The sequence below is a fragment of the Pseudomonas gingeri genome (genome assembly GCF_013386165.1).
Classification (GTDB): Bacteria; Pseudomonadota; Gammaproteobacteria; order Pseudomonadales; family Pseudomonadaceae; genus Aquipseudomonas; species Aquipseudomonas gingeri_C.
In genome coordinates this window covers 310,418-332,332 of record NZ_JACAOS010000021.1, presented here as the reverse complement: position 1 = coordinate 332,332, position 21,915 = coordinate 310,418, and the positions used below count along the sequence as shown (strand labels likewise).

General features: G+C 61.6%; 21 protein-coding genes. 14 read left to right on the top strand and 7 right to left on the bottom strand.

From position 1 onward, the window contains the following. Positions 1-393, top strand: coding sequence for a hypothetical protein (locus HX866_RS26680; RefSeq protein ID WP_177140717.1), 393 nt, complete (start codon positions 1-3; stop codon positions 391-393). A gap of 246 nt (positions 394-639) precedes the next feature. Continuing rightward, entirely contained in the window at positions 640-1,281 is a 642-nt protein-coding gene (locus HX866_RS26675) for a LysE family translocator (protein ID WP_177140716.1), read from the top strand. 1 nt (position 1,282) lies between these two features. Here HX866_RS26675 and HX866_RS26670 read toward each other — a convergent pair whose 3' ends face one another. Continuing rightward, complete coding sequence (locus tag HX866_RS26670) at positions 1,283-1,882, bottom strand: flavin reductase family protein (RefSeq protein ID WP_177140715.1); 600 nt, start codon at positions 1,880-1,882, stop codon at positions 1,283-1,285. Between the two features lie 196 nt (positions 1,883-2,078). On the opposite strand from HX866_RS26670, the gene HX866_RS26665 reads away from it, so the two are divergent. The 3 genes from HX866_RS26665 (at position 2,079) to HX866_RS26655 (ending at position 5,034) form a co-directional block, all read left to right on the top strand. After that, a complete protein-coding gene (locus HX866_RS26665; protein ID WP_177140714.1) occupies positions 2,079-2,780 on the top strand; it encodes a 2OG-Fe(II) oxygenase in 702 nt (233 codons plus the stop codon). Positions 2,781-2,885: 105 nt separating this feature from the next. Beyond that, the gene (gene ada, locus HX866_RS26660; RefSeq protein ID WP_177140713.1) at positions 2,886-3,950 is read left to right on the top strand and encodes a bifunctional DNA-binding transcriptional regulator/O6-methylguanine-DNA methyltransferase Ada; all 1,065 of its coding nucleotides are present in this window, start codon (positions 2,886-2,888) and stop codon (positions 3,948-3,950) included. Between the two features lie 154 nt (positions 3,951-4,104). Continuing rightward, positions 4,105-5,034, top strand: a complete 930-nt coding sequence (locus HX866_RS26655) for an AEC family transporter (RefSeq protein ID WP_177102631.1) — start codon at positions 4,105-4,107, stop codon at positions 5,032-5,034. A gap of 4 nt (positions 5,035-5,038) precedes the next feature. On the opposite strand, the gene HX866_RS26650 is transcribed toward HX866_RS26655, so the two are convergent. Then, a complete protein-coding gene (locus HX866_RS26650; RefSeq protein ID WP_177102632.1) occupies positions 5,039-5,599 on the bottom strand; it encodes a TetR/AcrR family transcriptional regulator in 561 nt (186 codons plus the stop codon). 102 nt (positions 5,600-5,701) lie between these two features. Between HX866_RS26650 and HX866_RS26645 the strand changes: the two genes are divergently transcribed. Beyond that, positions 5,702-6,490, top strand: coding sequence for an SDR family NAD(P)-dependent oxidoreductase (locus HX866_RS26645; RefSeq protein WP_177102633.1), 789 nt, complete (start codon positions 5,702-5,704; stop codon positions 6,488-6,490). 299 nt (positions 6,491-6,789) lie between these two features. On the opposite strand, the gene HX866_RS26640 is transcribed toward HX866_RS26645, so the two are convergent. Continuing rightward, positions 6,790-7,683: a DMT family transporter gene (locus tag HX866_RS26640; RefSeq protein ID WP_177140712.1), complete on the bottom strand. Its 894-nt coding sequence runs from the start codon at positions 7,681-7,683 to the stop codon at positions 6,790-6,792. Between the two features lie 145 nt (positions 7,684-7,828). Between HX866_RS26640 and HX866_RS26635 the strand changes: the two genes are divergently transcribed. Together HX866_RS26635 and HX866_RS26630 are read left to right on the top strand one after the other, a co-directional pair. Then, the gene (locus tag HX866_RS26635) at positions 7,829-8,266 is read left to right on the top strand and encodes an Lrp/AsnC family transcriptional regulator (RefSeq protein WP_100943811.1); all 438 of its coding nucleotides are present in this window, start codon (positions 7,829-7,831) and stop codon (positions 8,264-8,266) included. A gap of 224 nt (positions 8,267-8,490) precedes the next feature. Beyond that, positions 8,491-9,546 carry a permease gene (locus tag HX866_RS26630; RefSeq protein ID WP_177140711.1) on the top strand — a complete coding sequence of 352 codons (1,056 nt, stop codon included), beginning with the start codon at positions 8,491-8,493 and terminating at the stop codon, positions 9,544-9,546. 210 nt (positions 9,547-9,756) lie between these two features. On the opposite strand, the gene mnmH is transcribed toward HX866_RS26630, so the two are convergent. Together mnmH and selD are read right to left on the bottom strand one after the other, a co-directional pair. Beyond that, positions 9,757-10,857 (bottom strand): tRNA 2-selenouridine(34) synthase MnmH, encoded by a 1,101-nt coding sequence (mnmH, locus tag HX866_RS26625; protein WP_177140710.1) that lies wholly within the window; start codon positions 10,855-10,857, stop codon positions 9,757-9,759. Further along, entirely contained in the window at positions 10,857-11,891 is a 1,035-nt protein-coding gene (gene selD, locus HX866_RS26620) for a selenide, water dikinase SelD (protein WP_177097266.1), read from the bottom strand. The genes mnmH and selD overlap by 1 nt, the downstream gene beginning before the upstream one ends. A gap of 214 nt (positions 11,892-12,105) precedes the next feature. Between selD and gltP the strand changes: the two genes are divergently transcribed. The 5 genes from gltP to HX866_RS26595 all read left to right on the top strand — a co-directional run bounded on the left by gltP (position 12,106) and on the right by HX866_RS26595 (position 16,253). Beyond that, a complete protein-coding gene (gene gltP / locus HX866_RS26615) occupies positions 12,106-13,431 on the top strand; it encodes a glutamate/aspartate:proton symporter GltP (RefSeq protein WP_177140709.1) in 1,326 nt (441 codons plus the stop codon). Between the two features lie 26 nt (positions 13,432-13,457). Then, positions 13,458-14,321 (top strand): helix-turn-helix domain-containing protein, encoded by an 864-nt coding sequence (locus HX866_RS26610; protein ID WP_177140708.1) that lies wholly within the window; start codon positions 13,458-13,460, stop codon positions 14,319-14,321. Positions 14,322-14,421: 100 nt separating this feature from the next. Next, entirely contained in the window at positions 14,422-15,330 is a 909-nt protein-coding gene (locus HX866_RS26605) for a PhzF family phenazine biosynthesis protein (protein ID WP_177097272.1), read from the top strand. After that, entirely contained in the window at positions 15,320-15,829 is a 510-nt protein-coding gene (locus HX866_RS26600; RefSeq protein WP_177104451.1) for a RidA family protein, read from the top strand. The genes HX866_RS26605 and HX866_RS26600 overlap by 11 nt, the downstream gene beginning before the upstream one ends. A 46-nt stretch (positions 15,830-15,875) precedes the next feature. Further along, complete coding sequence (locus tag HX866_RS26595) at positions 15,876-16,253, top strand: cupin domain-containing protein (protein ID WP_177097276.1); 378 nt, start codon at positions 15,876-15,878, stop codon at positions 16,251-16,253. Between the two features lie 161 nt (positions 16,254-16,414). Here the strand turns inward: HX866_RS26595 and HX866_RS26590 are convergent, their stop codons facing one another. Both HX866_RS26590 and ydiJ read right to left on the bottom strand, forming a co-directional pair. Beyond that, positions 16,415-17,692, bottom strand: a complete 1,278-nt coding sequence (locus HX866_RS26590; RefSeq protein ID WP_177097278.1) for a serine/threonine transporter — start codon at positions 17,690-17,692, stop codon at positions 16,415-16,417. A 156-nt stretch (positions 17,693-17,848) separates the two neighbouring features. After that, complete coding sequence (gene ydiJ / locus HX866_RS26585) at positions 17,849-20,872, bottom strand: D-2-hydroxyglutarate dehydrogenase YdiJ (protein WP_177140707.1); 3,024 nt, start codon at positions 20,870-20,872, stop codon at positions 17,849-17,851. A 158-nt stretch (positions 20,873-21,030) separates the two neighbouring features. Here ydiJ and HX866_RS26580 point away from each other — a divergent pair, with 158 nt between their 5' ends. After that, a complete protein-coding gene (locus HX866_RS26580) occupies positions 21,031-21,915 on the top strand; it encodes a LysR substrate-binding domain-containing protein (RefSeq protein ID WP_177140706.1) in 885 nt (294 codons plus the stop codon).

Genomic DNA, 21,915 nt, shown 5'->3' with positions numbered 1-21,915 from the left:
TTGAAACCCATAAAAATCAAAATACTCACCAACAACAAAAAGCAAACTGCGACATTACTATGCGACACCAAAACAACATCAATAAAACTCATCATAAATGACAGCATTGAAAAAACCTATTTTGCTGAAGATTTTTACGAATGCCTCGGAAAAATCAGAGGCGAACACCCAGACATACAATTCCTTTGCAAAGGCTCAAAAATAAATGTTCGCCCATCAAGCATGTCATCACAAATGTCCCTTGGAATAAAAGCATATGAACTAACGCTAGGAAAAGCCTCCTCACCTAAAGATCTAGTAGACATATTTGACTATGAGGAAAACGATCTCACCAACAGCCGCGAAGAACAAGAAGCCTTTTACATAAAATGGCGCGAGACGCCAAAAACGTGAACCCCAGAGAAACCTTCGAAAACATGAGTGGAACGAGCTTGTTTTCTCTACAACTGCCCATACACTTCGCGCCCTGAATATAGAACTGCGCAGAGCACAAAAGACTATGGACCTGCTTGGAAACCACACGAAAGATCGCCATTAGCCCCAAGAACCGCTGGAAAACAGCCGAAAAAGCTGAGAAGGTCGTGTGCAAAGGTTTCAGACCATCAGCACGCGGATTACCGCGTAACCAGGTAATCCTTTATGGAAACCCAACACCTCCTGTATGCCGCCCCCCTGCTCTCCCTCGCCCTGCTCTGGACCGTCGCCGTGGTCACTCCGGGCCCCAATTTCTTCACCACCGCCCAACTCGCCGCCGGCAACTCGCGCAAACATGGCGTGGTCTGCGCACTGGGTATCGCCACGGGCACCATCCTCTGGGGTCTGGCCGGCGGGCTGGGGATCAAATCGCTGTTCACCGCCGCGCCATCGCTGTACCTGGCATTGAAAATCGCCGGTGGCGCCTACCTGATCTACCTCGGCATCAAACTGTTCCTGCGCAAACAACCCGCCAACGCCGGCCAGCAAGCCACCCTTCACGAGCCAAAACGCAGCCTGCTCTCAGCCTATAGTCGAGGCCTGCTGGGCAATATGACCAACCCCAAGTCGGCGCTGTTCGTCGCGACCATCTTCGCCACCACCATGCCCAGCTCCCCGCCCGCCCCGCTGCTGGCCATGGCCGTCGCGATCATGAGCGGCCTGTCCTTTTGCTGGTACACCAGCGTGGCCCTGGTGTTTGCCAGCACGCGGATGTCCGCTTTCTACAGCCGCTGCCGCAAAGGCCTGGATCGCTTCGCCGGCACCTGCTACCTGCTGTTCGGTGCCCATATGCTGGCCAATCGCTGAATCACGGTCGCAGAAGTTCGCCATCCACCGCGTCGCCGATTTTCAGGAAATGCCCGCCGGCGACATGGTGCAAGGTACGCAACTCGTCATGCCCCTCAAAATGCCAACGCCCCTCACTGAATACCCGCGAATCGGCCTGGGCTGAAATGACTTCGGCCAGGAACAGGTCGTACTGTTCATGGTTGCGCGGCTCCGGCAGCAAGCGGCACTCCAGCCAGGCGACACAGCCCTCCAGCATCGGCGCGTAGATCTTCTCGCCGGTAAAGGTTTCCAGACCGTAGGCATCGAACTTGTCGCGGCTATGACTCTGGGTCAGTTCCAGGCCAGAGGTGGTCCCGACGGTTTGCACGACATCGGCCTGAGCGACACAGGGCACATTGATCACGAAAGTGCCCGAAGCTTCCAGCAAACGCCGCGTCCAGGTCGACTTGTCGATCACCACCGCCACTTTTGGCGGCTCGAAATCCAACGGCATGGCCCAGGCGGCCGCCATGATATTGCGCTGGCCGTCGTGGGCAGCGCTGACCAATACGGTCGGGCCGTGATTGAGCAGGCGATAGGCTTTGGACAAAGGCACGGCAAGACGATAGGCAGCGGACATGAGCGATGTTTCCTGACAAAAATACAGAAGGAATATCCTAGGGGAGCACGCCAACGAAACACAGCCCCCCTCGGCCAAAGAAACTGCATTGCGGCGCATCAACGGCTGCCTGGGCAATTCAACCGCAAGAGTCGGAGTGTTTGCGCCCGGCAGCCGTTCCAGACTGCCAGCCCCGAATACGCCTCGAGGCGACCTCATGCACACCCGAATACAATCACTGGATTGGTCGGCGATCAGCCGCGACCTGGATCAGCAAGGCAATGCCTTGTTGCCCAACCTCCTCAGCCCTGAAGAATGCCTGGAGCTGGCGGCCCTGTACCCGCGCAAAGCGTCTTTTCGCTCACGGGTCGTCATGGCCCGCCACGGTTTCGGTCAGGGTGAATACCAATACTTCGCCTACCCACTGCCAACACGGGTACAACAGCTGCGCAGCGAGCTCTATCCACCTCTGGCGGTGATTGCCAATAACTGGCACGAGCGCATGCAGATCACCCTGTCCTTCCCCCCGACACACCAGGCCCTGCTTCAGCGCTGTCATGACGCCGGCCAGCAACGTCCCACACCCTTGCTGCTGCAATATGCCGCCGGCGATTACAACTGCCTGCATCAGGATCTGTATGGCGAACAAGTGTTTCCACTGCAAGTCGCGATTCTGCTGTCCCGCCCGGAAGAAGACTTCAGCGGCGGCGAATTCGTCCTGACCGAGCAGCGCCCACGTATGCAGAGCCGCCCCCAGGTGGTCCCATTGAAACAGGGCGATGCCGTTATCTTTGCCGTGTCGCAACGTCCAGTGCACGGCACGCGGGGCTTCTATCGCGTGAACATGCGCCATGGCGTCAGCCGCGTGAATGCGGGCCAGCGCCATACCCTGGGCATCATCTTTCATGACGCCACCTGACATCCCGCTCACTGGCAGTAGAATTCAACCGCAAGACTCGGAGTTTTCCCGTCTCGCCGCCCCCTTAAGCTGAGCGAGAACTGAATCTTCCGACAGGAGAACATCATGAAAACCTCGATCCAAGGAAAACCCGTGGAAACGGATCCGCGTTGGCAAGCGGTACTGGCACGGGACGCCAGCGCCGACGGGGACTTCGTCTACGGCGTCAAAACCACTGGCGTGTATTGCCGTCCCAGCAGTGGCGCGCGTCGGCCCAATCCGGAAAATGTCGAGTTCTTCGATAACCCCGAGCAAGCCGAAGCCGCCGGCTACCGGCCAAGCCGGCGCGCCGCCGCCGACCAGACGTCGCTCAACGAGCAACACGTGGCGCTGGTCACCCGGGCCTGCCAGCTTATCGATGGGTCTGAGAACTCACCGTCACTCAATCCCCTGGCCGAACAGCTGGGACTGAGCCCCTTTCACTTTCATCGGGTCTTCAAGGCAGTCACCGGCCTGACACCCAAGGCCTATGCCACGGCCCACCGCGCCGGCAAGCTGCGGGCACAACTGGCACGGGGCGGCTCGGTCACCGATGCCTTGTACGAAGCTGGCTTCAACGCCAGCAGCCGCTTCTACGAATCGTCCAATGCTGTGTTGGGCATGAAACCCAGCGATTACCGCGCTGGCGGTGCCAACACCGATATTCGTTTTGCCATCGGCCAATGTTCATTGGGGGCAATCCTGGTGGCCCAGAGTGATCGCGGCGTCTGTGCGATTCTCCTCGGCGACGATCCGGATGCACTGGCCAAGGACCTGCAGGACAAGTTCCCGCAGGCCCACTTTATCGGCGGTGATTCCGTCTTCGAGCAACTGATCGCCAAAGTGGTGGGTTTTATCGAAGCCCCGGCGATTGGCCTGGACCTGCCACTGGACCTGCGCGGCACGGCCTTTCAGGAACGGGTCTGGCAGGCACTGCGCAACATTCCGGTGGGCAGTACGGCAAGTTATGCCGACATCGCGCAAATGATCGGCGCGCCGAAATCCTTCCGCGCAGTGGCCCAGGCCTGTGGCGCCAACAGCCTGGCCGTGGCGATTCCCTGTCATCGGGTGGTGCGCAGCGACGGCAACCTGTCCGGTTATCGCTGGGGCGTCGAGCGCAAGCGGCAGTTGCTCGATCGGGAGGCGCAATAGATCACTGCAACACCGGGTGTGCGGCGCCCAGCGCCGCCTCACCCCGGCAGCACCGCGTGTCGAGCCGTTCGACCTTTCGAATAAAGATTGCAAGCTAACGATCTCCGCCTTTACCCTTGCCCACCCGCGTACCACCAAGGCTTCGGCTTCAATAATGTCCTCCGTCTTAAGCGTCCTGCTGCCTATCTTTGCCCTGATCCTGGTCGGCTTCATCTGCCGCCGGACCAACCGCCTGGGGCCCAACGCGGCGTCCGAGATCAACCGCATGGTGGTCTGGCTGTGCCTGCCGGCGCTGCTGTTCAAGGCCACGGCCACGGCGACCTGGGAACAGATCTGGCACCCGGGATTTGTCCTGGCGTTTACCCTCAGTACCCTGGCGATGTTTGTCCTGACCTTGTTGCTGCGCTGGCGCAAGGCCGGGCATTTCGCCGACGCGAGCATCGATGCCCTCAGCGCGTCCTACGCTAATACCGGTTATATCGGGATCCCGCTGTGCGTGATGGTGCTCGGCCAGAACGGCCTGGAGCCGGCATTGATCGCCTCCTTGCTGGTGGTCTGCGTGTTGTTCGGGCTGGCGCTGGTGTGTATCGAAATCGGCTTGCAGACCGAGCGTCAGGTGCACCGGATCATCTTCAAGGTGCTCCTGGCCCTGGCGAAAAATCCGCTGGTGGTTTCACCGCTGCTCGGTGCGCTATGGGCCTGGGGCGGCGCGCCGTTGCCGGCGCCTTTCGAGAAATTTCTCAGCCTGCTGGGCGCCGCCACCATCCCCTGCGCGCTGATTTCACTCGGGCTGTTCCTCGCCCACAAGCAACAAGGCCCACGTCAGGGCGCGACGATGCTGGTGCTGATCAAGCTGATCGCCCACCCGCTGCTGACCTGGTTCCTGGCCTTCAAGGTGTTTCATCTGCCGCCGCTGTGGGCCAATTCGGCGCTGCTCTTGAGTGCGCTGCCTACCGGCACCGGGCCCTTTATGCTGGCGGAGTACTACAAGCGTGAAGCTTCAGTGGTGTCGAGCACCATCCTGATTTCCACGCTGGGATCGCTGGTGACGCTGTCGATCTGTCTGTACGTGATCGGCAACTGAGGCCCTACACCTCAGACTTCACATCCTGTGCCAGTAGCCACTCGCGCGTGTCGCTGAGCACCGTCTCGGCCAACTGCGGATCGTCACAAACCCGCGCCAGCACCATGGCACCCACCATTGCAGCCCAGCTCCCCGTGGCGGCGCGGCGCTTTTCTTCGGCCGTGGCACCGGGCATCGCCTGACTCAAACTGCCGAGCTGACGACGAATGCTGCCGGTCATCTGCGCCCGCGCCTCGGGGGCCTGGCGACTGGTTTCCGATGCCAGTCCGGCCATCGGGCAGCCACCGGCACAGTCCTTCAAGTGCGCGGCACTCAAATAATGCGTGACATAACCCACCAGGTCGGCGCCCGCCGGGACCGCCGTCGAAAATACATGGGCCAGGGACTGGGCCACCAGATCGTCCTTCGAGGTGAAATAGCCGTAGAAGCCGCCATGGGTCAGCCCGGCTGCCTTCATCACCTCAGACACCGTGACCGCCTCATAACCTTTGGCCCGAAACAGCCGACTGGCGGCTTCGAGGATATTGCGCCGGTTCTCTGCCACCTGCTCGCGACTGACTTTCATTGGAAACCTCCGTTAACAGGCTTGACAGTATACATGACAGCCATCATATTTGTTAAACATGACAACGGTCATGAATAAATCAACCCGCTGAGGATTACCGTCATGACAGTCAAACCCGCCGTTCTGATCACAGGTGCTTCCACCGGTATCGGTGCCGTTTATGCCGATCGCTTCGCCAAGCGCGGCCACGCCCTGGTACTGGTGGCTCGGGACAAGGCCCGTATGGACAGCCTGGCCGAGCGGCTGCGGCAGGAAACCGGGGTTTCGGTGGATGTGATCCAGGCCGATCTGACCGATGCCAGCGATCTGGCCCGCATCGAGTCACGGGTTCGCGACGATGCGACTATCGGCATTCTGGTCAACAATGCCGGGATGAGCGGAACCGGGACGTTCCTGGAGCAAGCACCGGATGCCGTGAGCCAGGTCATCAACCTCAACATCACCGCCCTGGCCCGCCTGACCAGTGCGATCACGCCACGCCTGGTCCAGGCGGGCGCGGGCTCGATCATCAACGTCGCGTCGGTGGTCGGCCTCGCACCGGAACTGCAGATGGCGGTCTATGGGGCAACCAAGGCGTTCGTGCTGTTCCTCAGCCAGAGTCTGAATATCGAACTCGGGGCCAAGGGGCTGTACGTGCAGGCAGTCTTGCCGGCCGCCACGCGCACCGAAATCTGGGAGCGCTCGGGCAAGCGGATCGAGGATCTGCCGGCGGTCATGGAGGTCGATGACCTGGTGGACGCGGCATTGGTGGGCTTTGATCGCCGCGAAACCGTGACCATTCCACCGCTGCCCGATGAAGGCCAGTGGCAAGCCCTGGAAGCCGCTCGCCTGGCGATGCTGCCGAACTACATGCAGGTCCTGCCAGCGGCGCGTTATCGCAACGGCGTCTGAAGCCAGCCGCCCAAAACAGATAGCCGTACCCTGTAGCGATGAGGCCTTTGAGCCTTGCGGTGTGCTTCCGGCCGCAATCGCCAGCAAGCCGGCTCCCACAAGATCGCGTCTCACCACAAAAGTATCGTGCTACGAGGTCTCTGTAGATACCGTCTTGCCCGCCAGCGCACAATGATGATCGACGCGGTCCCCTGTAGGAGCTGGCTTGCCAGCGATTGCGATGCCACATTCAACACCGCCATCGCCAGCAAGCCGGCTCCCACAAACCCCGGAGCTTGTCACCCCCGACACCCACACCCTCAGCGTGCAAGCGCTCGCTTGAAACCCAGCGACCAACCCTGCTGCATCCCCGCCGCCGCCAGCAGAATGGCGATCACGCCCACCCACTGCACCAGCACCAACTGATGACCGAAAGCGAACCAGTCGACGAAGATCGCCGCAATCGGGTAGATAAAGGACAGCGCCCCGGTCAGGGCCGTCGGCAGTTTCTGGATCGCGCCATACAACAGCACATACATCACGCCCGTATGCACCATCCCCAGGGTCAGCAAGCTCCCCCAGGCACTGGCCTGCTGGGGAAACGCCGAAATATGCGCCCAAGGCGCCAACAACAAGACCCCGGTGCACACCTGGACCAGGGCAATCAGGTGCGGCGGCGTACCCTTCAAGCGCTTGATGATCAGCGCCGCGATGGCATACAACAGCGCCGCCGCCAACGCCAGGCCGATGCCCAGCAGGTATTCACCCCCACTCTCCCCCGGCTGTCCGTGGGCACTGACAATCGCCAGCATCCCGACAAAGGCCAAACCCAGCCAGAACAGCTTCTGCGCGGTGATCTTCTCGCCGAGAAACACTGCCGCCAGGCCCACCAGCATAAACGGCTGGACGTTATAGACCGCCGTGCCGATGGCAATCGAGGCCCGGGAATAGGAAGCGAACAGCAACACCCAGTTACCGACGATGGCCACGCCGCTGAGCACCGCCAGCAGGAAAGTGGTGCGGGTCAGGATGCCGGGGCGCAGAAAACCCATGACGGCGCAGATCACCAGCAAGGTCAGCGCACCGAACACGCAACGCCAGAACACCACGTCCAGCACCGGCTGACCGGACACCAGCACGAACCAGCCGATGGTCCCCGAGATCAACATGGCCGCGACCATTTCCAGCGTGCCACGATGCAGTGATGTGTTCATGGGTGAGTTCCTCTGAATAGGCCCTGGGCAGATGGCAAAAGTATGCCCAGTCTCCAGCCCGCTTCTCCAGCGCTTGAAATAGGCTAAACTTTGCCTTTGCCTTTCTTATCAAGGTAATTTCAGCGATCAACCTAACGAGGCAGCCATGACTGACGAAATCGACCACTTGTTGATCAGCGCCCTGATGAGTGACTCGCGCCGCTCGCTCAAGGCCCTGGCGCAGGTCAGTGGGTTGTCCTCGCCCAGCGTCGCGGAACGCCTGCGCCGGCTGGAAGAGCGCGGCGTGATCAAGGGCTACACCGTTGATGTAGAGCCCAAATCCTTCGGTTACCTGTTGCAGGCCATCGTTCGCATTCGCCCCCTGCCCGGCCAGTTGCAGGAAGTGGAACGGCAGATCCAGGCGATTCCCCAATTCACCGAATGCGACAAGGTCACCGGGGACGATTGTTTTATCGCCCGCCTGCATGTACGCGACATGGAGCAACTCGATACACTGCTGGACCGGCTCAACCACCATGCCGAAACCAACACCGCCATCGTCAAGAAGACGCCGATCAAACGCCGCTTGCCGCCGATGACATGAAATGATCCCGCCGGAAAAGAACACCCTGATACATGGAAACATGCCCCCAGGCCGGTCGCCTTGAGCGCTTGAGCCGGCGACGGCACCCGATCGGCACGCTATAAGAAATCACCCACAGCCCCATAGGCCGAAACCTTCAATACACATCGGGTACCAACAGCTGGCGAAGGCCCGCGGCTGGGTTATCCTTTATCCACCTCCCCTCATCCATCGGACACGCTCCCATGCCCACTCTCACCCAAGTAGCTCCCGCCCGCGGCTGGTCGCTCTGGTGGAAACCGCTGCTGTTTCTCCTCGTCGCCGCCATCGGCCTGTACTACGTCAAATGGTCGCCCTACTACGCCAAGGCCTTCGTCGCCGCCGACAGCCACAGCATCGGCGCCTCGATCATCAACGACAACCCGGCCTCGCCGCTTTCCGCCGCGCTGGCCTACGCCCAGGTGTACTTCCTGGCGATCTGGAAAGCCGCGGTGCTGGCGGTGATTCTCGGTTCTCTGTTGCAGGTGCTGATTCCCCGCGACTGGCTGCTGCGCCTGTTCGGGCGTGCCGGTTTCGGCTCGACCCTGCGTGGCGGACTGTTCGCCCTGCCCGGCATGATGTGTTCGTGCTGCGCGGCACCAGTGGCGGCCGGGATGCGTCGGCAAAACGTCTCGGTGGGCGCGGCGCTGGCGTTCTGGATCGCCAACCCGGTGCTCAACCCGGCAACCCTGGTGTTCATGGGCTTCGTGCTCGGCTGGGGCTTCACCGCGATCCGTCTGGTGGCGGGCTTGGTGCTGGTGCTGGGGGTTTCGCTGGTGGCGCAACGGGTGGCTCGCCCGGAAACCTTGCCGGAGGCGGCGGTGGAAGCCGTGGTCGATGCCAGCAGCCCTGATCAGCAGAGTTTCATGGCGCGTTGGGGCAAGACCCTGTGGCAACTGTTCTGGACCACCATCCCGATCTATATCGTCGCGGTGCTGTTGCTGGGCGCGGCGCGGGTCTGGCTGTTTCCCCATGTTGATGGGGCCATGGGCAACAGCCTGCTGTGGCTGATACCACTGGCGATTATCGGGACCTTGTTCGTGATTCCAACGGCAGCCGAGATTCCCATCGTGCAGACCATGATGACCCTGGGCCTGGGCACCGCGCCGGCAGTGGCGCTGCTGCTGACCCTGCCGAGCATCAGCCTGCCGTCGCTGCTGATGCTGCGCAAGGAATTCGACGCCAAGGTGCTGATGACCGTGGCGGTGCTGACGATGCTGGTGGGTGTGCTCAGCGGCCTGGTGGCCGTGGTGGTCTTGTAAGCACCGGACTGCTGGCGATGGCGGTAGCGCATTCACTGCCGCTATTGCCAGCAATCGGGCGTCGACCGGCGCTCCTACGGGGGCCTCGGCAACACGATACTTTTGTGGTGAGACGCGATCCTGCGGAAGCCGGCTTGCTGGCGATGGCGGCAGTGAATGCACCACCGCTATCGCCAGCAAGCTCGCTCCTACATTTCCGGGAAGAGGCACTCAGCCCCTTGGGCGGCGGCTCCTGAGATACTCCAGCACCGCCGCCTGCTCCCCAGCGAACTCGATCCGCGCACCTTTGCTTTCACGCTGGAAGGCGTACATCGGATCGTAATACTCGTTCAGCAAACCTTCGATCCAACCCCGGTGCAGATCCACCGCACCGCTACGTTCCTGTTCCTCCAGCGCCGCCTGCATCAAGGCCTTCATCCGCTGGTGCCGCTCGCCGCCGAGGCGCTTGTGCACGTTGTCCAGGCTGCCCAGCAGACGCTCGGCAAACAGCCGGAAACCCTGCTCGGAATACACCGCGACGAACTCCGCGCAGAGCCCGACCACATAGTCCCGCAAGATCCGTTCGACCCGGCTCTCCAGGCTATCCTCGAGCCAGACCATGGAAAACTCTTGCATCCCCTGGTACAGCGCCAGCGGCAAGGCGCAGCGCCCGACCATACGGCTTTCATCTTCCAGCACAAAGGACTCGATGCCCCGGTCCTGCTTCTTCAGCAGGTCCACGGCCAGGCGATTCTCAAAGTCGATATTCGACGGCTGGCCGGTGGCGCGCTTGCCGAAGCTGGAGCCCCGGTGGTTGGCATGCCCTTCCAGGTCCAGGCTGTTTTCCAGCTGGACGATCACATCAGTCTTGCCCGTGCCGGTCATGCCCCCCAGCAAGACGAAGTCCGCCTGGATCACGGCCTGTTCAACCGTCTGCAGCAAAAAGCTGCGCATGGCCTTGTAGCCACCGCCGACGCGGGGGAAGTCGATCCCCGCGTCCTGCTTGAGCCACTGCTGGACGATCTGCGAGCGCAGCCCGCCACGGAAGCAATACAGCACGCCGTCAGGATGGGCGCGGGTGAAATCGGCCCAGGCCTGGAGCCGGGCCGCCTTGACCTCGCCGCCCACCAGTTGGTGTCCGAGGACAATGGCGGCTTGTTGCCCGTGCTGCTTGTAACAGGTGCCGACCCGTTGTCGTTCGAGGTCGGTCATCAGCGGCAGGTTGACCACCCCGGGAAAGGAGCCCTTGTTGAATTCGACAGGCGCCCGGGTATCCATCATCGGTGTGTCATTGAGAAACAGACTGCGGTAGTCGGTGATATCACGGGACATCAATACACCTCTACCGCGTGGCTCTGTCGCTCCACCAGTTGGCCGATGGGCTCAAGTTTCAGGCCCAGTTCGGCGGCCACGGCGAGGAACTCGGCCTCACCTTCGGCGGTAACCGCCACCAGCAACCCGCCGCTGGTCTGCGGGTCACAGAGCACGCGTTTGTGCAGCTCGCGCAGAGGGCCGACCTTGCTGGCGTAGCTGTCGTAGTTGCGCAGGGTGCCGCCGGGCACACAGCCCAGGTCCAGGTAATACTCGACCGCCGGCAGACGCGGGACCTGCTCATAAACGATGCGCGCGGTCAGGCCGCTGCCATCGGCCATTTCCACCAGGTGGCCGAGCAGGCCAAAGCCGGTGACATCGGTCATCGCGGTGACGCCCGCGAGCTTGCCGAAGCGACTGCCGGGTTTGTTCAGGGTGCACATCCAGTCCCGAGCCAGGCCGACGTCTTCGCTGCGCAACTTGCCTTTCTTTTCCGCGGTGGTCAGCACGCCGATACCCAGGGGTTTGGTCAGGTACAGCTTGCAGTCGGCCGTCGCGGTGTCGTTGCGCTTCATATGGCGCTTGTCCACCAGGCCGGTCACCGCCAGGCCGAAGATCGGCTCGGGAGCATCGATGGAGTGACCGCCGGCCAGGGGGATCCCTGCCGCGTCGCACACCGCACGGCCGCCGCGAATCACTTCGCGGGCCACTTCCGGGGCCAGCACGTTCACCGGCCAGCCGAGAATGGCGATGGCCATGATCGGATCGCCACCCATCGCGTAGATGTCGCTGATGGCATTGGTGGCGGCAATCCGACCGAAATCGTAGGGATCGTCGACGATCGGCATGAAAAAGTCGGTGGTGGAGACCACGCCACGTTCTTCATCGATGGCATACACCGCGGCATCGTCGCGTGAGGCGTTGCCAACCCAGAGTTTCGGGTCGAGGTTCTGCGCGCCACTGCCGGCCAGGATAACTTCCAGCACCTGGGGCGAGATCTTGCAACCGCAACCAGCGCCATGGCTGTACTGGGTCAGACGAATCGGTTCGCTCATCGGTACACCTCAATCCGTTTCAAATTCCACCGAGTTTAACAGAGCCACCGACACCCGACCCGGATCAGGCATGGCCCAATCGTGAGCTTGTCCGGCCCGATTGGCGCTCATGCCCGGGGAATTGCGGCTCAACATCGAGCTGCCCCACCGGCGAGCCACTGCCCGCCCCCCGGCCCCTGTATCGACCTCCAACAAAAACGGGAACCCTCCTACCATGAACAAGGCAAAACTGAGCCTCGCCTGGCAGATCGTCATCGGTCTGCTGCTGGGCATCGCCGTCGGCGCGCTCCTCAACCATTACAGCGCGGACAAGGCCTGGTGGATCGGCACGCTGCTGCAACCGGCCGGCGACCTGTTTATCCGCCTGATCAAGATGATCGTCATCCCGATCGTCATTTCCTCGCTGATCGTCGGTATCGCCGGGGTCGGCGACAGCCGGAAGCTGGGGCGCATCGGTTTCAAGACCCTGCTGTACTTCGAGATCATCACCACCGTGGCGATTATCGTCGGCCTGGTCCTGGCGAACCTGTTCCAACCCGGCCATGGCATCGACATGAGCCTGTTGGGGACCACCGATATTTCCCAATACGAGAAAACCACCAGCGAAGTGCAGGCCAACCACGCCTTCATCAGCACCCTGCTGAACCTGGTGCCGTCGAATATCTTCGCCGCCCTCGTGCGCGGCGACATGCTGCCGATCATCTTCTTCTCGGTGATGTTCGGCCTCGGCCTGTCGAGCCTCAAGGATGAACTGCGCCTGCCCCTGGTCGGTGTGCTGGAGGGTGTCTCGCAAAGCATGTTCAAGGTCACCCACATGATCATGCGCTACGCCCCGCTCGGGGTCTTCGCACTGATCTCGGTGACCGTGGCCAACTTCGGTTTTGCTTCGCTGTGGCCGCTGGCGCGCCTGGTGACGCTGGTGTACGCCGCCATCGCATTTTTCGGCGTGGTGGTGTTCGGCCTGGTGGCGCGGATCTGCGGCTTTTCGGTGTTCCGACTGATGCGCATCCTCAAGGCCGAGTTGATCCTCGGTTTCTCCACCGCCAGCTCGGAAACCGTGCTGCCGCGCATCATCGAGAAGATGGAAGCCTTCGGCGCGCCAAAGGCCATCAGCCGGTTCGTGGTGCCCACCGGTTACTCCTTCAACCTTGACGGCTCGACCTTGTACCAGAGCATCGCGACGGTGTTCATTGCCCAGTTGTATGGAATCGACCTGTCCATCGGCCAGCAGATCACCCTGGTACTGACCCTGATGGTGACGTCCAAGGGCATCGCCGGTGTGCCGGGGGTATCGTTCGTGGTGCTGCTGGCGACCCTGGGCAGCGTCGGTATTCCCCTCGAAGGCCTGGCCTTCATTGCCGGTGTCGACCGCATCATGGACATGGCCCGCACCGCGCTGAACATCGTCGGCAATGCCCTGGCGGTGGTGGTCGTGGCGCGTTGGGAAGGCCTGTACGATGACGCGGCAGGCGAACGTTACTGGCAATCGCTGTCGCAACCCAAGCCAGACGACGAGCAGGCGTTTGTCCCGGCGCGTTAAGGGATAGACTGGCGCGAGACACCTGAATGACCACGTTGGAGGTCGCCCCCATGGCGCATTTATCGCCCAAGCTCAGCGGCATGTCCCCCGACGTGTTCCGTTTCGAGATCAGCGAAAGCACCGGCTATGCCCAGGACTGGCACGCCCACGACTGCCATATGCTGCTGTTGCCGCGCCAGGGCGGGCTGTTCCTGTCGACCGAAAGCAACAGCAACGCGCTCCACGTCTCGCGCCAGGCGTTTTCCCTGGTACCGGCCGACTTCGCCCACTCGACCCAGGCCGCACCGGGTCGGGAAAAGCATGTGGTGCTCTATGTCGACTCGCACTACATCAACCATCAGGGCCGACTCGACGGCTACCAGGCCTTTGCCGCCCAGGCCGACCGCTCGGGGATCTGGCAAGGCAGCGAAACCCTCGACAGCATCCTGCGCCTGCACGACCAGCTCGCGGCCGGATGCTCGGCCGAAGCCTTCCAGCGCCAGGTCCCGCACCTCAATCACCTGCTGTTCGAAGAGTGCGCCCGGTTGATCGCCCACCAGCAACCACCGGCGCAACACAGTGACAGCCAGCGCAATGCCCTGCTGGTCCGCGATATCCAGCGCTATGTCCGCGAACACCTGCAGGACGAACTGAATGTCGACCTGATCGGCTATCAGTTCCACCTGTCGCGGCGCCACCTCACCCGCCTGTTCAAGGCCTGCACCGATGAAACCCTGGTGGACTTCACCAACCGCACCCGGGTCGAAACCGCTGCACGGCTGATCTCCAGCAGTTCGCTGTCGATCCTCGAGGTCAGCCTGGCCGTGGGCATCGACTCGCCGTCCTACCTGGCACGCCTGTTCAAACGCTACCTGGGCCTGGTGCCCAGCGACCTGCGCAAGCCGCACTGAGGCCATGGCCCAAACGTTCGCTTGCAGGACCCGATCCACCTAGAACCTGTCGCTGCCGCTTGCCAGAATCGACCTCATCCACCGTGTCGCGAGGTCAGGTATGAGTGATGTACAGGTTGTAGAAGTCTTCAAATCGAAACAGGGCGGCGGCAACCCGGCCCCCATCGCCGTCGAGGCCGACGGCCTGAGCGCCGAGCAGATGACCGCCATCGCCCGGTCCTACGGCCATGAAAGCGGCTTTGCCTTCACCCCCCGGGATCAGGCCAGCCACGACTATCATTTCCGCTTCTTCGTGCCCCTGCATGAAATGAGCATGTGCGGCCATGCCACCATCGGCACCGTCTGGCTGCTGCAACAACTCGGCAAACTCGATCGCCAGCAGTTGTCCATCGAGACCCAGAGCGGCACCGTGACCGCCCATATCCAGGGCGATCCGGGTAACGACGCGTTTATCGAGATTTCCCAGCCGGCAGGTGTGGTCAGCCGAGTCAACGACGCCGGGATACGGGCCCGGATCATCGAGGCCATCGGCCTGCAACCGGACGACCTGCTCGACCTGCCCTTCCTCAACGCCGCCACCAGTCGGATCAAGACCCTGATACCGGTCAAGACCCCGGCCTTGCTGGATGCCGCGCGCCCCGATTCGCCGCGCATCAAGGACTTGTGCGAGGAGATCGATTCCACCGGGCTCTACCTGTTCTGCCCGCGTCCGGACATCGCCCGGCAGTTCGACAGCCGGCAATTCCCCAAGGCCTCGGGCTATCCCGAAGACGCCGCCACCGGCATTGCCGCCACGGCCCTGGCGTTCGGTTTGCTGGAATACGGCATGATCGAGGCCGATGAACAACCGATCCTGGTGCACCAGGGCCGCGCCATGGGCCGACCATCGGATATCTACGTGCGCCTGGACCTCGGCGCGGGCAGTGAGCAGCCGGTCGGCTGTTATGTCGGTGGCTACAGCGCGTTTGCCGCCGAGCAGCAACCGGCGGGAGAGCAGCATGACCACTGAAAACCGTCAATGGCTGCCCTTCTCCGAGGTCCGGCAACCGTTCCAGGCACTGCTGCGGGCGATTTACCACGAAGCACCGCAAAGCTTCGTGGTACCAAAGCACTTCAAGTTGAGCGTGCGTGACGGCAATCTGTTGTGGGTGTCGGGCCAGGTCCCGCGTTTCGACCATGAGATCCGTCATACCGGGATCGTCGGCCAGGATATTTCCCTGGAGCAGGCGCGGGAAGCGGCGCGGCTGTGCACGGCGAACTTCCTGTCGATTGTCGCGGCAGCCTGCGATGGCGACCTGGAGCGCGTCGAGCAGATCGTTCGCATCACCGGCTATGTGCGGGCGCCCTCGGACTTCGGCGCCCAGTCGGAGGTGATCAACGCAGCCTCCGAGGTGCTGGTGCAGGTCTTCGGCGAGCGTGGCCGGCATGCACGTTCGGCCATCGGCGTCCAGTCCCTGCCAGGGGGGGCATCGGTGGAAGTCGAAGGCGTGGTTCGATTGCGCGGCTGAGACGGTGCTAGGCTGAACGTCCGTGATCCCTGATGAGACCCAGCCCATGACTGCTTCGCACACACCGTCGCCGGTGAACCTCGCGCAAAAGCTCGCCCTGTTCACTGAGCATTGGCAACCCAGGATTGTTGCTGAAATGAACGACTACCAGTTCAAGGTGCTGAAGGTCGAAGGCGACTTCGTCTGGCATTCCCATGCCGACACCGACGAAACCTTCATCATCCTTGAGGGGGAATTGCGCATCGATTTTCGCGACAGCCAGGTGCACCTGGCGGCCGGCGAAATGATCGTGGTGCCCAAGGGCGTCGAGCACAAGCCGTATGCCGAGCGGGAGGTCAAGATCTTATTGGTCGAACCGCGCGGGGTGGTCAACACCGGGGAAGAAGGCGGGGATCTGACGGCCAGCAATGACGTCTGGGTCTAAAACAACCCAACGCCGTCAGTTGGGATGCACCACAAAACCTGTAGGAGCTGGCTTGCCAGCGATGAGGCCGGCAAGTCTTGCATCGACTGTCCTGACGCCATCGCCAGCAAGCCGGCTCCTGCAGGGACCGCGCTACGTCCATGACAAGCGCGCGTCTCAGGTCAGGCCGACAACGAATAGATCAACGCCGAAATCGCCACCAGGCCCACCAACGTCACGAACACGTTGGACATCTGCCCCGAATACTTGCGCATCGCCGGCACCCGGCGGATCGCGTACATCGGCATCAGGAACAGCAGCGCCGCAATGATCGGCCCGCCGAGGGTCTCGATCATGCCGAGGATGCTCGGGTTCAGCGTCGCCACCAGCCAGCACACCACCAGCATGAACGCCGCGGTCATCCGGTCCAGGGCCTTGGCGCCCGGCTTGCGGCCGCTCTTGGCGATCAAGCCCTTGAGCCCTTCGCTGGCGCCGATGTAGTGCCCCAGGAACGATTTGGAAATGGCCACGAAAGCAATCAACGGCGCCGCAAAGGCGATGGTCGGATTGCTGAAATGGTTGGCCAGGTACGACAGGATCGACAGGTTCTGCGCCTTGGCTTCGGCCAACTGCGCCGGCGACAGGGTCAGCACGCAACTGAAGACGAAGAACAGCACCATCACCACCATCAGCAGATGGGCCCGTGACAGGATCTGCGCACTGCGCTCCTCGGCGTGGGCGCCATAACGGCGCTTCTGGTCAACCGCAAAGGCCGAGATGATCGGCGAATGGTTGAAAGAGAACACCATCACCGGGATCGCCAGCCACAAGGTGTGCAGCAAGGCCGACGGCTCCGGCGGACTGCCGGCCGTGGCGAGGATGCCGCCGTTCCAGTGCGGCACCAGGTACACCGCCAGGAACAGCAAGGCGACGATAAACGGATAGACCATCAGGCTCATGGCCTTGACGATCACCTGCTCGCCACAACGCACCACCACCAGCAGGCCGAGGATCAGCATCAGCGACAGCAGCGCCCGAGGCGGCGGGGTGATGTGCAGTTGGTGTTCGAGGAAACTGCCCACCGTGTTGGTCAGTGCCACGCTGTAGATCAGCAGGATCGGGAAGATCGCGAAGAAGTACAGCAAGGTGATCAGCGCCCCGGCCTTGAGGCCGAAGTGCTCTTCCACCACCTCGGTGATATCCGCGCCCTCGCGCCCGGAGAGCACGAAGCGGGTCAGGCCACGGTGGGCATAGAAGGTCATGGGAAACGCCAGCACCGCCAGGACCAGCAACGGCCAGAAGCCGCCCAGCCCCGCGTTGATCGGCAGGAACAAGGTACCCGCGCCGATGGCCGTGCCGAACAGGCCCAGCATCCAGGTAGTGTCTTGACGGCTCCAGCTGCTCAGCGCAGCCGGTGCCGATTCATAGCGTTCGTCGACGCTGTTGGCCTGGTCATTCATCCGGTCGAATCTCCGTTAGCCGGTCATTACCACGCGGCCGGGACGGATAAAAACGTGTCACTGGCAGCGTCCCGGCCAATAAGAGGGGCGCGATTGTCCGGGATTAAGCTTGAGAAGCAAAGGGTTAGCTGAGTAACGGTCGACTGGCACGGTGTTTCAAGGCGCGTCTATATGTTCCAACACCACCTCCAGCGGATGACGCAGTTGTCTGTCGGTCAAGCGTTTCACCTGGCTGCGACAGGAATAACCCGTTGCCAGCGCTTCGCCCTGTTTATCCAGCTTGCCAGCCCATGAGTGCTCGAAAATGGCCCGCGAGGTGTTCTGGTTACGCGCCTCATGGCCGTAGGTGCCGGACATGCCACAACAGCCCGTCGCCTCCGTGACCAGCTTGAGCCCAAGCCGGGCAAACACGGTTTCCCATTGAGCACTACTGGCCGGGACGTTGGTTTTTTCGGTGCAGTGCGCCAACAAACGGAATGTCCCGGTCGCTGGATGCAGGTCTTCGGGTAACGCATCGACGAGCCATTCCTGAGGCAGCAAGACCTTCGGGCAACCGTCGAGCCCCGGTACTTTCTGATATTCCTGGCGGTAGACCAGCGTCATCGCAGGGTCGAGGCCTACCAGAGGCACCCCGCAATCAGCGAGCAGCTTGAGCTGACTGCCGTTGCGAATCGCGGCCTTGGCGAAGGCCCCGAGGAAACCCTGCACGTGCAACGGCTTGCCATTGGGGCTATAGGGCGCCAGAAACACCTTGTAGCCCAACTGATGCGCCAACTGGATAAAGCTCGCCAGCAACGGCGTTTCGAAGTAACGGGTGAAGGCGTCCTGCACCAGCACCACGCTACGCTCACGTTGTGCCGCGGTCAGTCCACGCAGCGCTGGCACACTGGCGACCGTGACCTTGCAGCGATTCAATGTGGCCTGCAAGTCATGACGGTGGATCAGTGGACTGTCGAGCATGCCGACCTGGCTCTCGAGCAGACGGCTCACCCATTTCGAGCCCATCACCAGGTTGTACAGGCCCGGTGCGTGGGCCATGTAAGGAATGCTGAACTCCAGCGAGCCGATCAAATAGTCACGCAGGGGGCGTTGATAACGTCCGTGGTACAGCTCCAGGAAACGTGATCGGAATTCCGGAACATTGACCTTGACCGGGCATTGTCCCGCACAGGATTTACAGGCCAGACAGCCCGCCATCGCATAGTAGACTTCATGGGAGAAATCCGCCTCGCCGCGTAAGCGCGCCAGGTTATTTCGCAACCGCCTCGGCAACCCGCTCAGCCACGACAATTTGCCCCGAGCCACTTGCAATACATCAATATCGGCCGCGCCCTGCAGCCGCAACCACTCACGGATCAGTGACGCCCTGCCCTTTGGCGAATGCTGTCGTTCACGGGTGGCTTTCCATGAAGGGCACATCGCGTCGTTGGGGTCGTAGTTGTAGCAAGCACCGTTGCCGTTGCAGTGCATGGCGGTTCCGAAATTTTGCCAAACGCGCTCGTCGATTTGCCGATCCAGATCACCGCGCAGCGTCACTTCGTTGACCTTGAGCAAGCCTTGGGCCGCGTCCGGCGGCGTGCAGATCTTCCCGGGGTTGAGCTGGTTATGCGGGTCGAACGTCCCCTTGAGGGATTGCAGCGCCGGGTACAGTTCGCCAAAAAACGCGGGGACGTATTCCGAACGCAAACCTTTGCCGTGCTCGCCCCAGAGCAACCCGCCGTAGCGTCGGGTCAACTCGGCCACGGCATCGGAAATCGGCTTTACCAGCGCGGCCTGGGCCGGGTCTTTCATGTCCAGCGCCGGACGCACATGCAACACACCCGCATCGACGTGACCAAACATGCCGTAAGCCAAGCCATAGCTGTCGAGCAACGCGCGGAACTCAGCAATGTAGTCGGCCAGTCTCTCCGGCGGCACAGCGGTGTCTTCAACGAAAGGCTGCGGACGAATCTCGCCGTCAACGTTGCCCAATAGCCCGACCGAGCGTTTGCGCATGGTGTAAACACGACTCACGGCTTCGGCACCTTCGGCCAGCGTATGCCCCAAGCGCTCGATGGACAGGTCGGCCAGCAGATGCTCCACGAACGAGGCCACGCGGGCGTTCACTTGCGCCCTGTCGTCGCCGCTGAACTCCACCAGGTTGATGCCCAGCGTCGCACGCCCGGCGTCGCTGGGGAAATACTCGGCGACGCTGTGCCAGACGATGTCTTTCATCGCCAGCAGCAACACCTTGGAGTCCACGGTTTCGATGGACAACGGCTTGTGTGCCAATAAGGCATTGGCATCGCGCAGAGCATCCATAAAGCTGGCATAGCGCACGTTCACCAGCACCGAATACTTGGGGATCGGCAACACGTTGAGCTTGGCTTCGACGAGGTAGCCCAACGAACCTTCCGCACCACACAGCACGCTATTGAGGTTGAAACGCCCGTGCTCGTCGCGCAGGTGCGCCAAGTCATAACCGGTCAGGCAACGGTTGAGCTTGGGGAACACCGATTTGATCAGATCGGCCTGGGTTTCCTGAATGTGCCGGGCCACCCGGTATACCTCGCCGATACGGCCGGGCAGTGCGCACGCGACCTCCAGTTCCGCGTCGGACAAAGGCTGGCTGTGCATACGCTCACCGCCGAGCAGTACGCTATGCAGTTCCAGGACATGATCGCGGGTCTTGCCATAGGTGCAACTGCCTTGGCCGCTGGCGTCAGTACTGATCATGCCGCCGATAGTGGCGCGGTTGGAGGTCGACAACTCCGGGGCGAAGAACAGCCCATGGGGCTTGAGCGCAGCATTGAGCTGGTCCTTGACCACGCCCGCCTGCACGCGTACCCAACGCTCGGCGACGTTAATTTCGAGGATGGTGTTCATGTGCCGCGACAGGTCGACCACGATGCCGTCGGTCAATGACTGGCCGTTGGTGCCGGTTCCACCGCCCCGCGGGGTCAGCTTGATCTGGCGAAATCGCGGTTCAGCCATCAAGGTCGCGATGCGGGCGACATCGTCCGTATCCAGGGGGAACACCGCCGCTTGCGGCAGACGCTGATAAATCGAATTGTCGGTCGCCAGCACGGTGCGGGTGGCGTAGTCGGCGCTGAGCTGACCGCGAAAGCCACTGGCACGCAGGGCTTGCAGGAATTGCGGGTAGTGTGCCGCGAGTGCAACGGTGGGTAACTGAGCGATCATCGCAGGCTGTTCTCTTATCGGTCTAATCACGGAAAAATCAAAACACTTGTCGTTTGAGCATTAATGGCTCAGCCTCAGGTCGTCGACCATGCCAATGATCCTGCAGGCTCTGGCGTGGGACAAACGGATAATCCTGCCGCTATCGATGACTTTTACGAATGAATTACCGTCACCTCACCCCTTCGATGTCGTTGCTGCTGGCCTTTGAAGCCGCCGCCCGCCATGAAAGCTACACCCGCGCCGCGCTGGAACTGTCACTGACCCAAAGCGCGGTGAGCCGGCAGGTTCAAGCGCTGGAACAGCAACTGGGCCTGACCCTGTTTCGCCGTGAAGGCCGGCAAGTGCAATTGACCGATGTCGGCCGTCTTTATCAGCGGGAAATGAGTGAAGCACTCGGACGCATCCGTAGCGCCACGTTGCAGGCCATGGCCTATCAATCCGGCAGCGGCACTTTGCGCCTGGCCACCTTGCCGACTTTTGGCTCGAAGTGGTTGTTGCCACGCCTTCATGACTTCTACAAAACCCATCCTGGCATGCTGGTGCACATCAATTCGCGGATCGACGCCATCGACTTCGAAACCAGTGGCATCGATGCCGCGATCGTTGTTGGCAATGCCGACTTGCCGGGCCTGATCAACCATCGGCTGCACACCGAAGAACTGATGGTGATCATTTCCCCAGAAGCGGCCAGGCTCCATGACGCCTGGACGCCGCAGCACATTGGCGCACAGACACTACTCAACGTCGCAAGCAACGCCAACGTCTGGGGCGAGTGGTTCAGCCACCACCACCTGCCCCATCGGATGATGCGGCTGGGACCGAGCTTCGAACTCACCTCACACTTGATCCAAGCCGTCAGGGCCGGTATCGGCATCGGTCTGGTGCCGCGCATTCTGGTGGCCGACGAGTTGGCCAACGTCGAGCTGATCAGCCTTGACCAGCCCTTCGCCAGTCAGCGCAGTTACTACCTGAGCTACCCACCACGCAACAAAATGCTGCCATCGCTCGTGGCGTTCCGTACCTGGTTGCTGGAACAGATCTGA

Excerpts from the sequence above, each read along its gene's own strand:
- HX866_RS26675 (WP_177140716.1), top strand. The coding sequence starts at position 640 with ATGGAAACCCAACACCTCCTGTATGCCGCCCCCCTGCTCTCCCTCGCC.
- HX866_RS26670 (WP_177140715.1), bottom strand. The coding sequence starts at position 1,882 with ATGTCCGCTGCCTATCGTCTTGCCGTGCCTTTGTCCAAAGCCTATCGC.
- HX866_RS26665 (WP_177140714.1), top strand. The coding sequence starts at position 2,079 with ATGCACACCCGAATACAATCACTGGATTGGTCGGCGATCAGCCGCGAC.
- ada (WP_177140713.1), top strand. The coding sequence starts at position 2,886 with ATGAAAACCTCGATCCAAGGAAAACCCGTGGAAACGGATCCGCGTTGG.
- HX866_RS26655 (WP_177102631.1), top strand. The coding sequence starts at position 4,105 with ATGTCCTCCGTCTTAAGCGTCCTGCTGCCTATCTTTGCCCTGATCCTG.
- HX866_RS26650 (WP_177102632.1), bottom strand. The coding sequence starts at position 5,599 with ATGAAAGTCAGTCGCGAGCAGGTGGCAGAGAACCGGCGCAATATCCTC.
- HX866_RS26645 (WP_177102633.1), top strand. The coding sequence starts at position 5,702 with ATGACAGTCAAACCCGCCGTTCTGATCACAGGTGCTTCCACCGGTATC.
- HX866_RS26640 (WP_177140712.1), bottom strand. The coding sequence starts at position 7,683 with ATGAACACATCACTGCATCGTGGCACGCTGGAAATGGTCGCGGCCATG.
- HX866_RS26635 (WP_100943811.1), top strand. The coding sequence starts at position 7,829 with ATGACTGACGAAATCGACCACTTGTTGATCAGCGCCCTGATGAGTGAC.
- HX866_RS26630 (WP_177140711.1), top strand. The coding sequence starts at position 8,491 with ATGCCCACTCTCACCCAAGTAGCTCCCGCCCGCGGCTGGTCGCTCTGG.
- mnmH (WP_177140710.1), bottom strand. The coding sequence starts at position 10,857 with ATGTCCCGTGATATCACCGACTACCGCAGTCTGTTTCTCAATGACACA.
- selD (WP_177097266.1), bottom strand. The coding sequence starts at position 11,891 with ATGAGCGAACCGATTCGTCTGACCCAGTACAGCCATGGCGCTGGTTGC.
- gltP (WP_177140709.1), top strand. The coding sequence starts at position 12,106 with ATGAACAAGGCAAAACTGAGCCTCGCCTGGCAGATCGTCATCGGTCTG.
- HX866_RS26610 (WP_177140708.1), top strand. The coding sequence starts at position 13,458 with ATGACCACGTTGGAGGTCGCCCCCATGGCGCATTTATCGCCCAAGCTC.
- HX866_RS26605 (WP_177097272.1), top strand. The coding sequence starts at position 14,422 with ATGAGTGATGTACAGGTTGTAGAAGTCTTCAAATCGAAACAGGGCGGC.
- HX866_RS26600 (WP_177104451.1), top strand. The coding sequence starts at position 15,320 with ATGACCACTGAAAACCGTCAATGGCTGCCCTTCTCCGAGGTCCGGCAA.
- HX866_RS26595 (WP_177097276.1), top strand. The coding sequence starts at position 15,876 with ATGACTGCTTCGCACACACCGTCGCCGGTGAACCTCGCGCAAAAGCTC.
- HX866_RS26590 (WP_177097278.1), bottom strand. The coding sequence starts at position 17,692 with ATGAATGACCAGGCCAACAGCGTCGACGAACGCTATGAATCGGCACCG.
- ydiJ (WP_177140707.1), bottom strand. The coding sequence starts at position 20,872 with ATGATCGCTCAGTTACCCACCGTTGCACTCGCGGCACACTACCCGCAA.
- HX866_RS26580 (WP_177140706.1), top strand. The coding sequence starts at position 21,031 with ATGAATTACCGTCACCTCACCCCTTCGATGTCGTTGCTGCTGGCCTTT.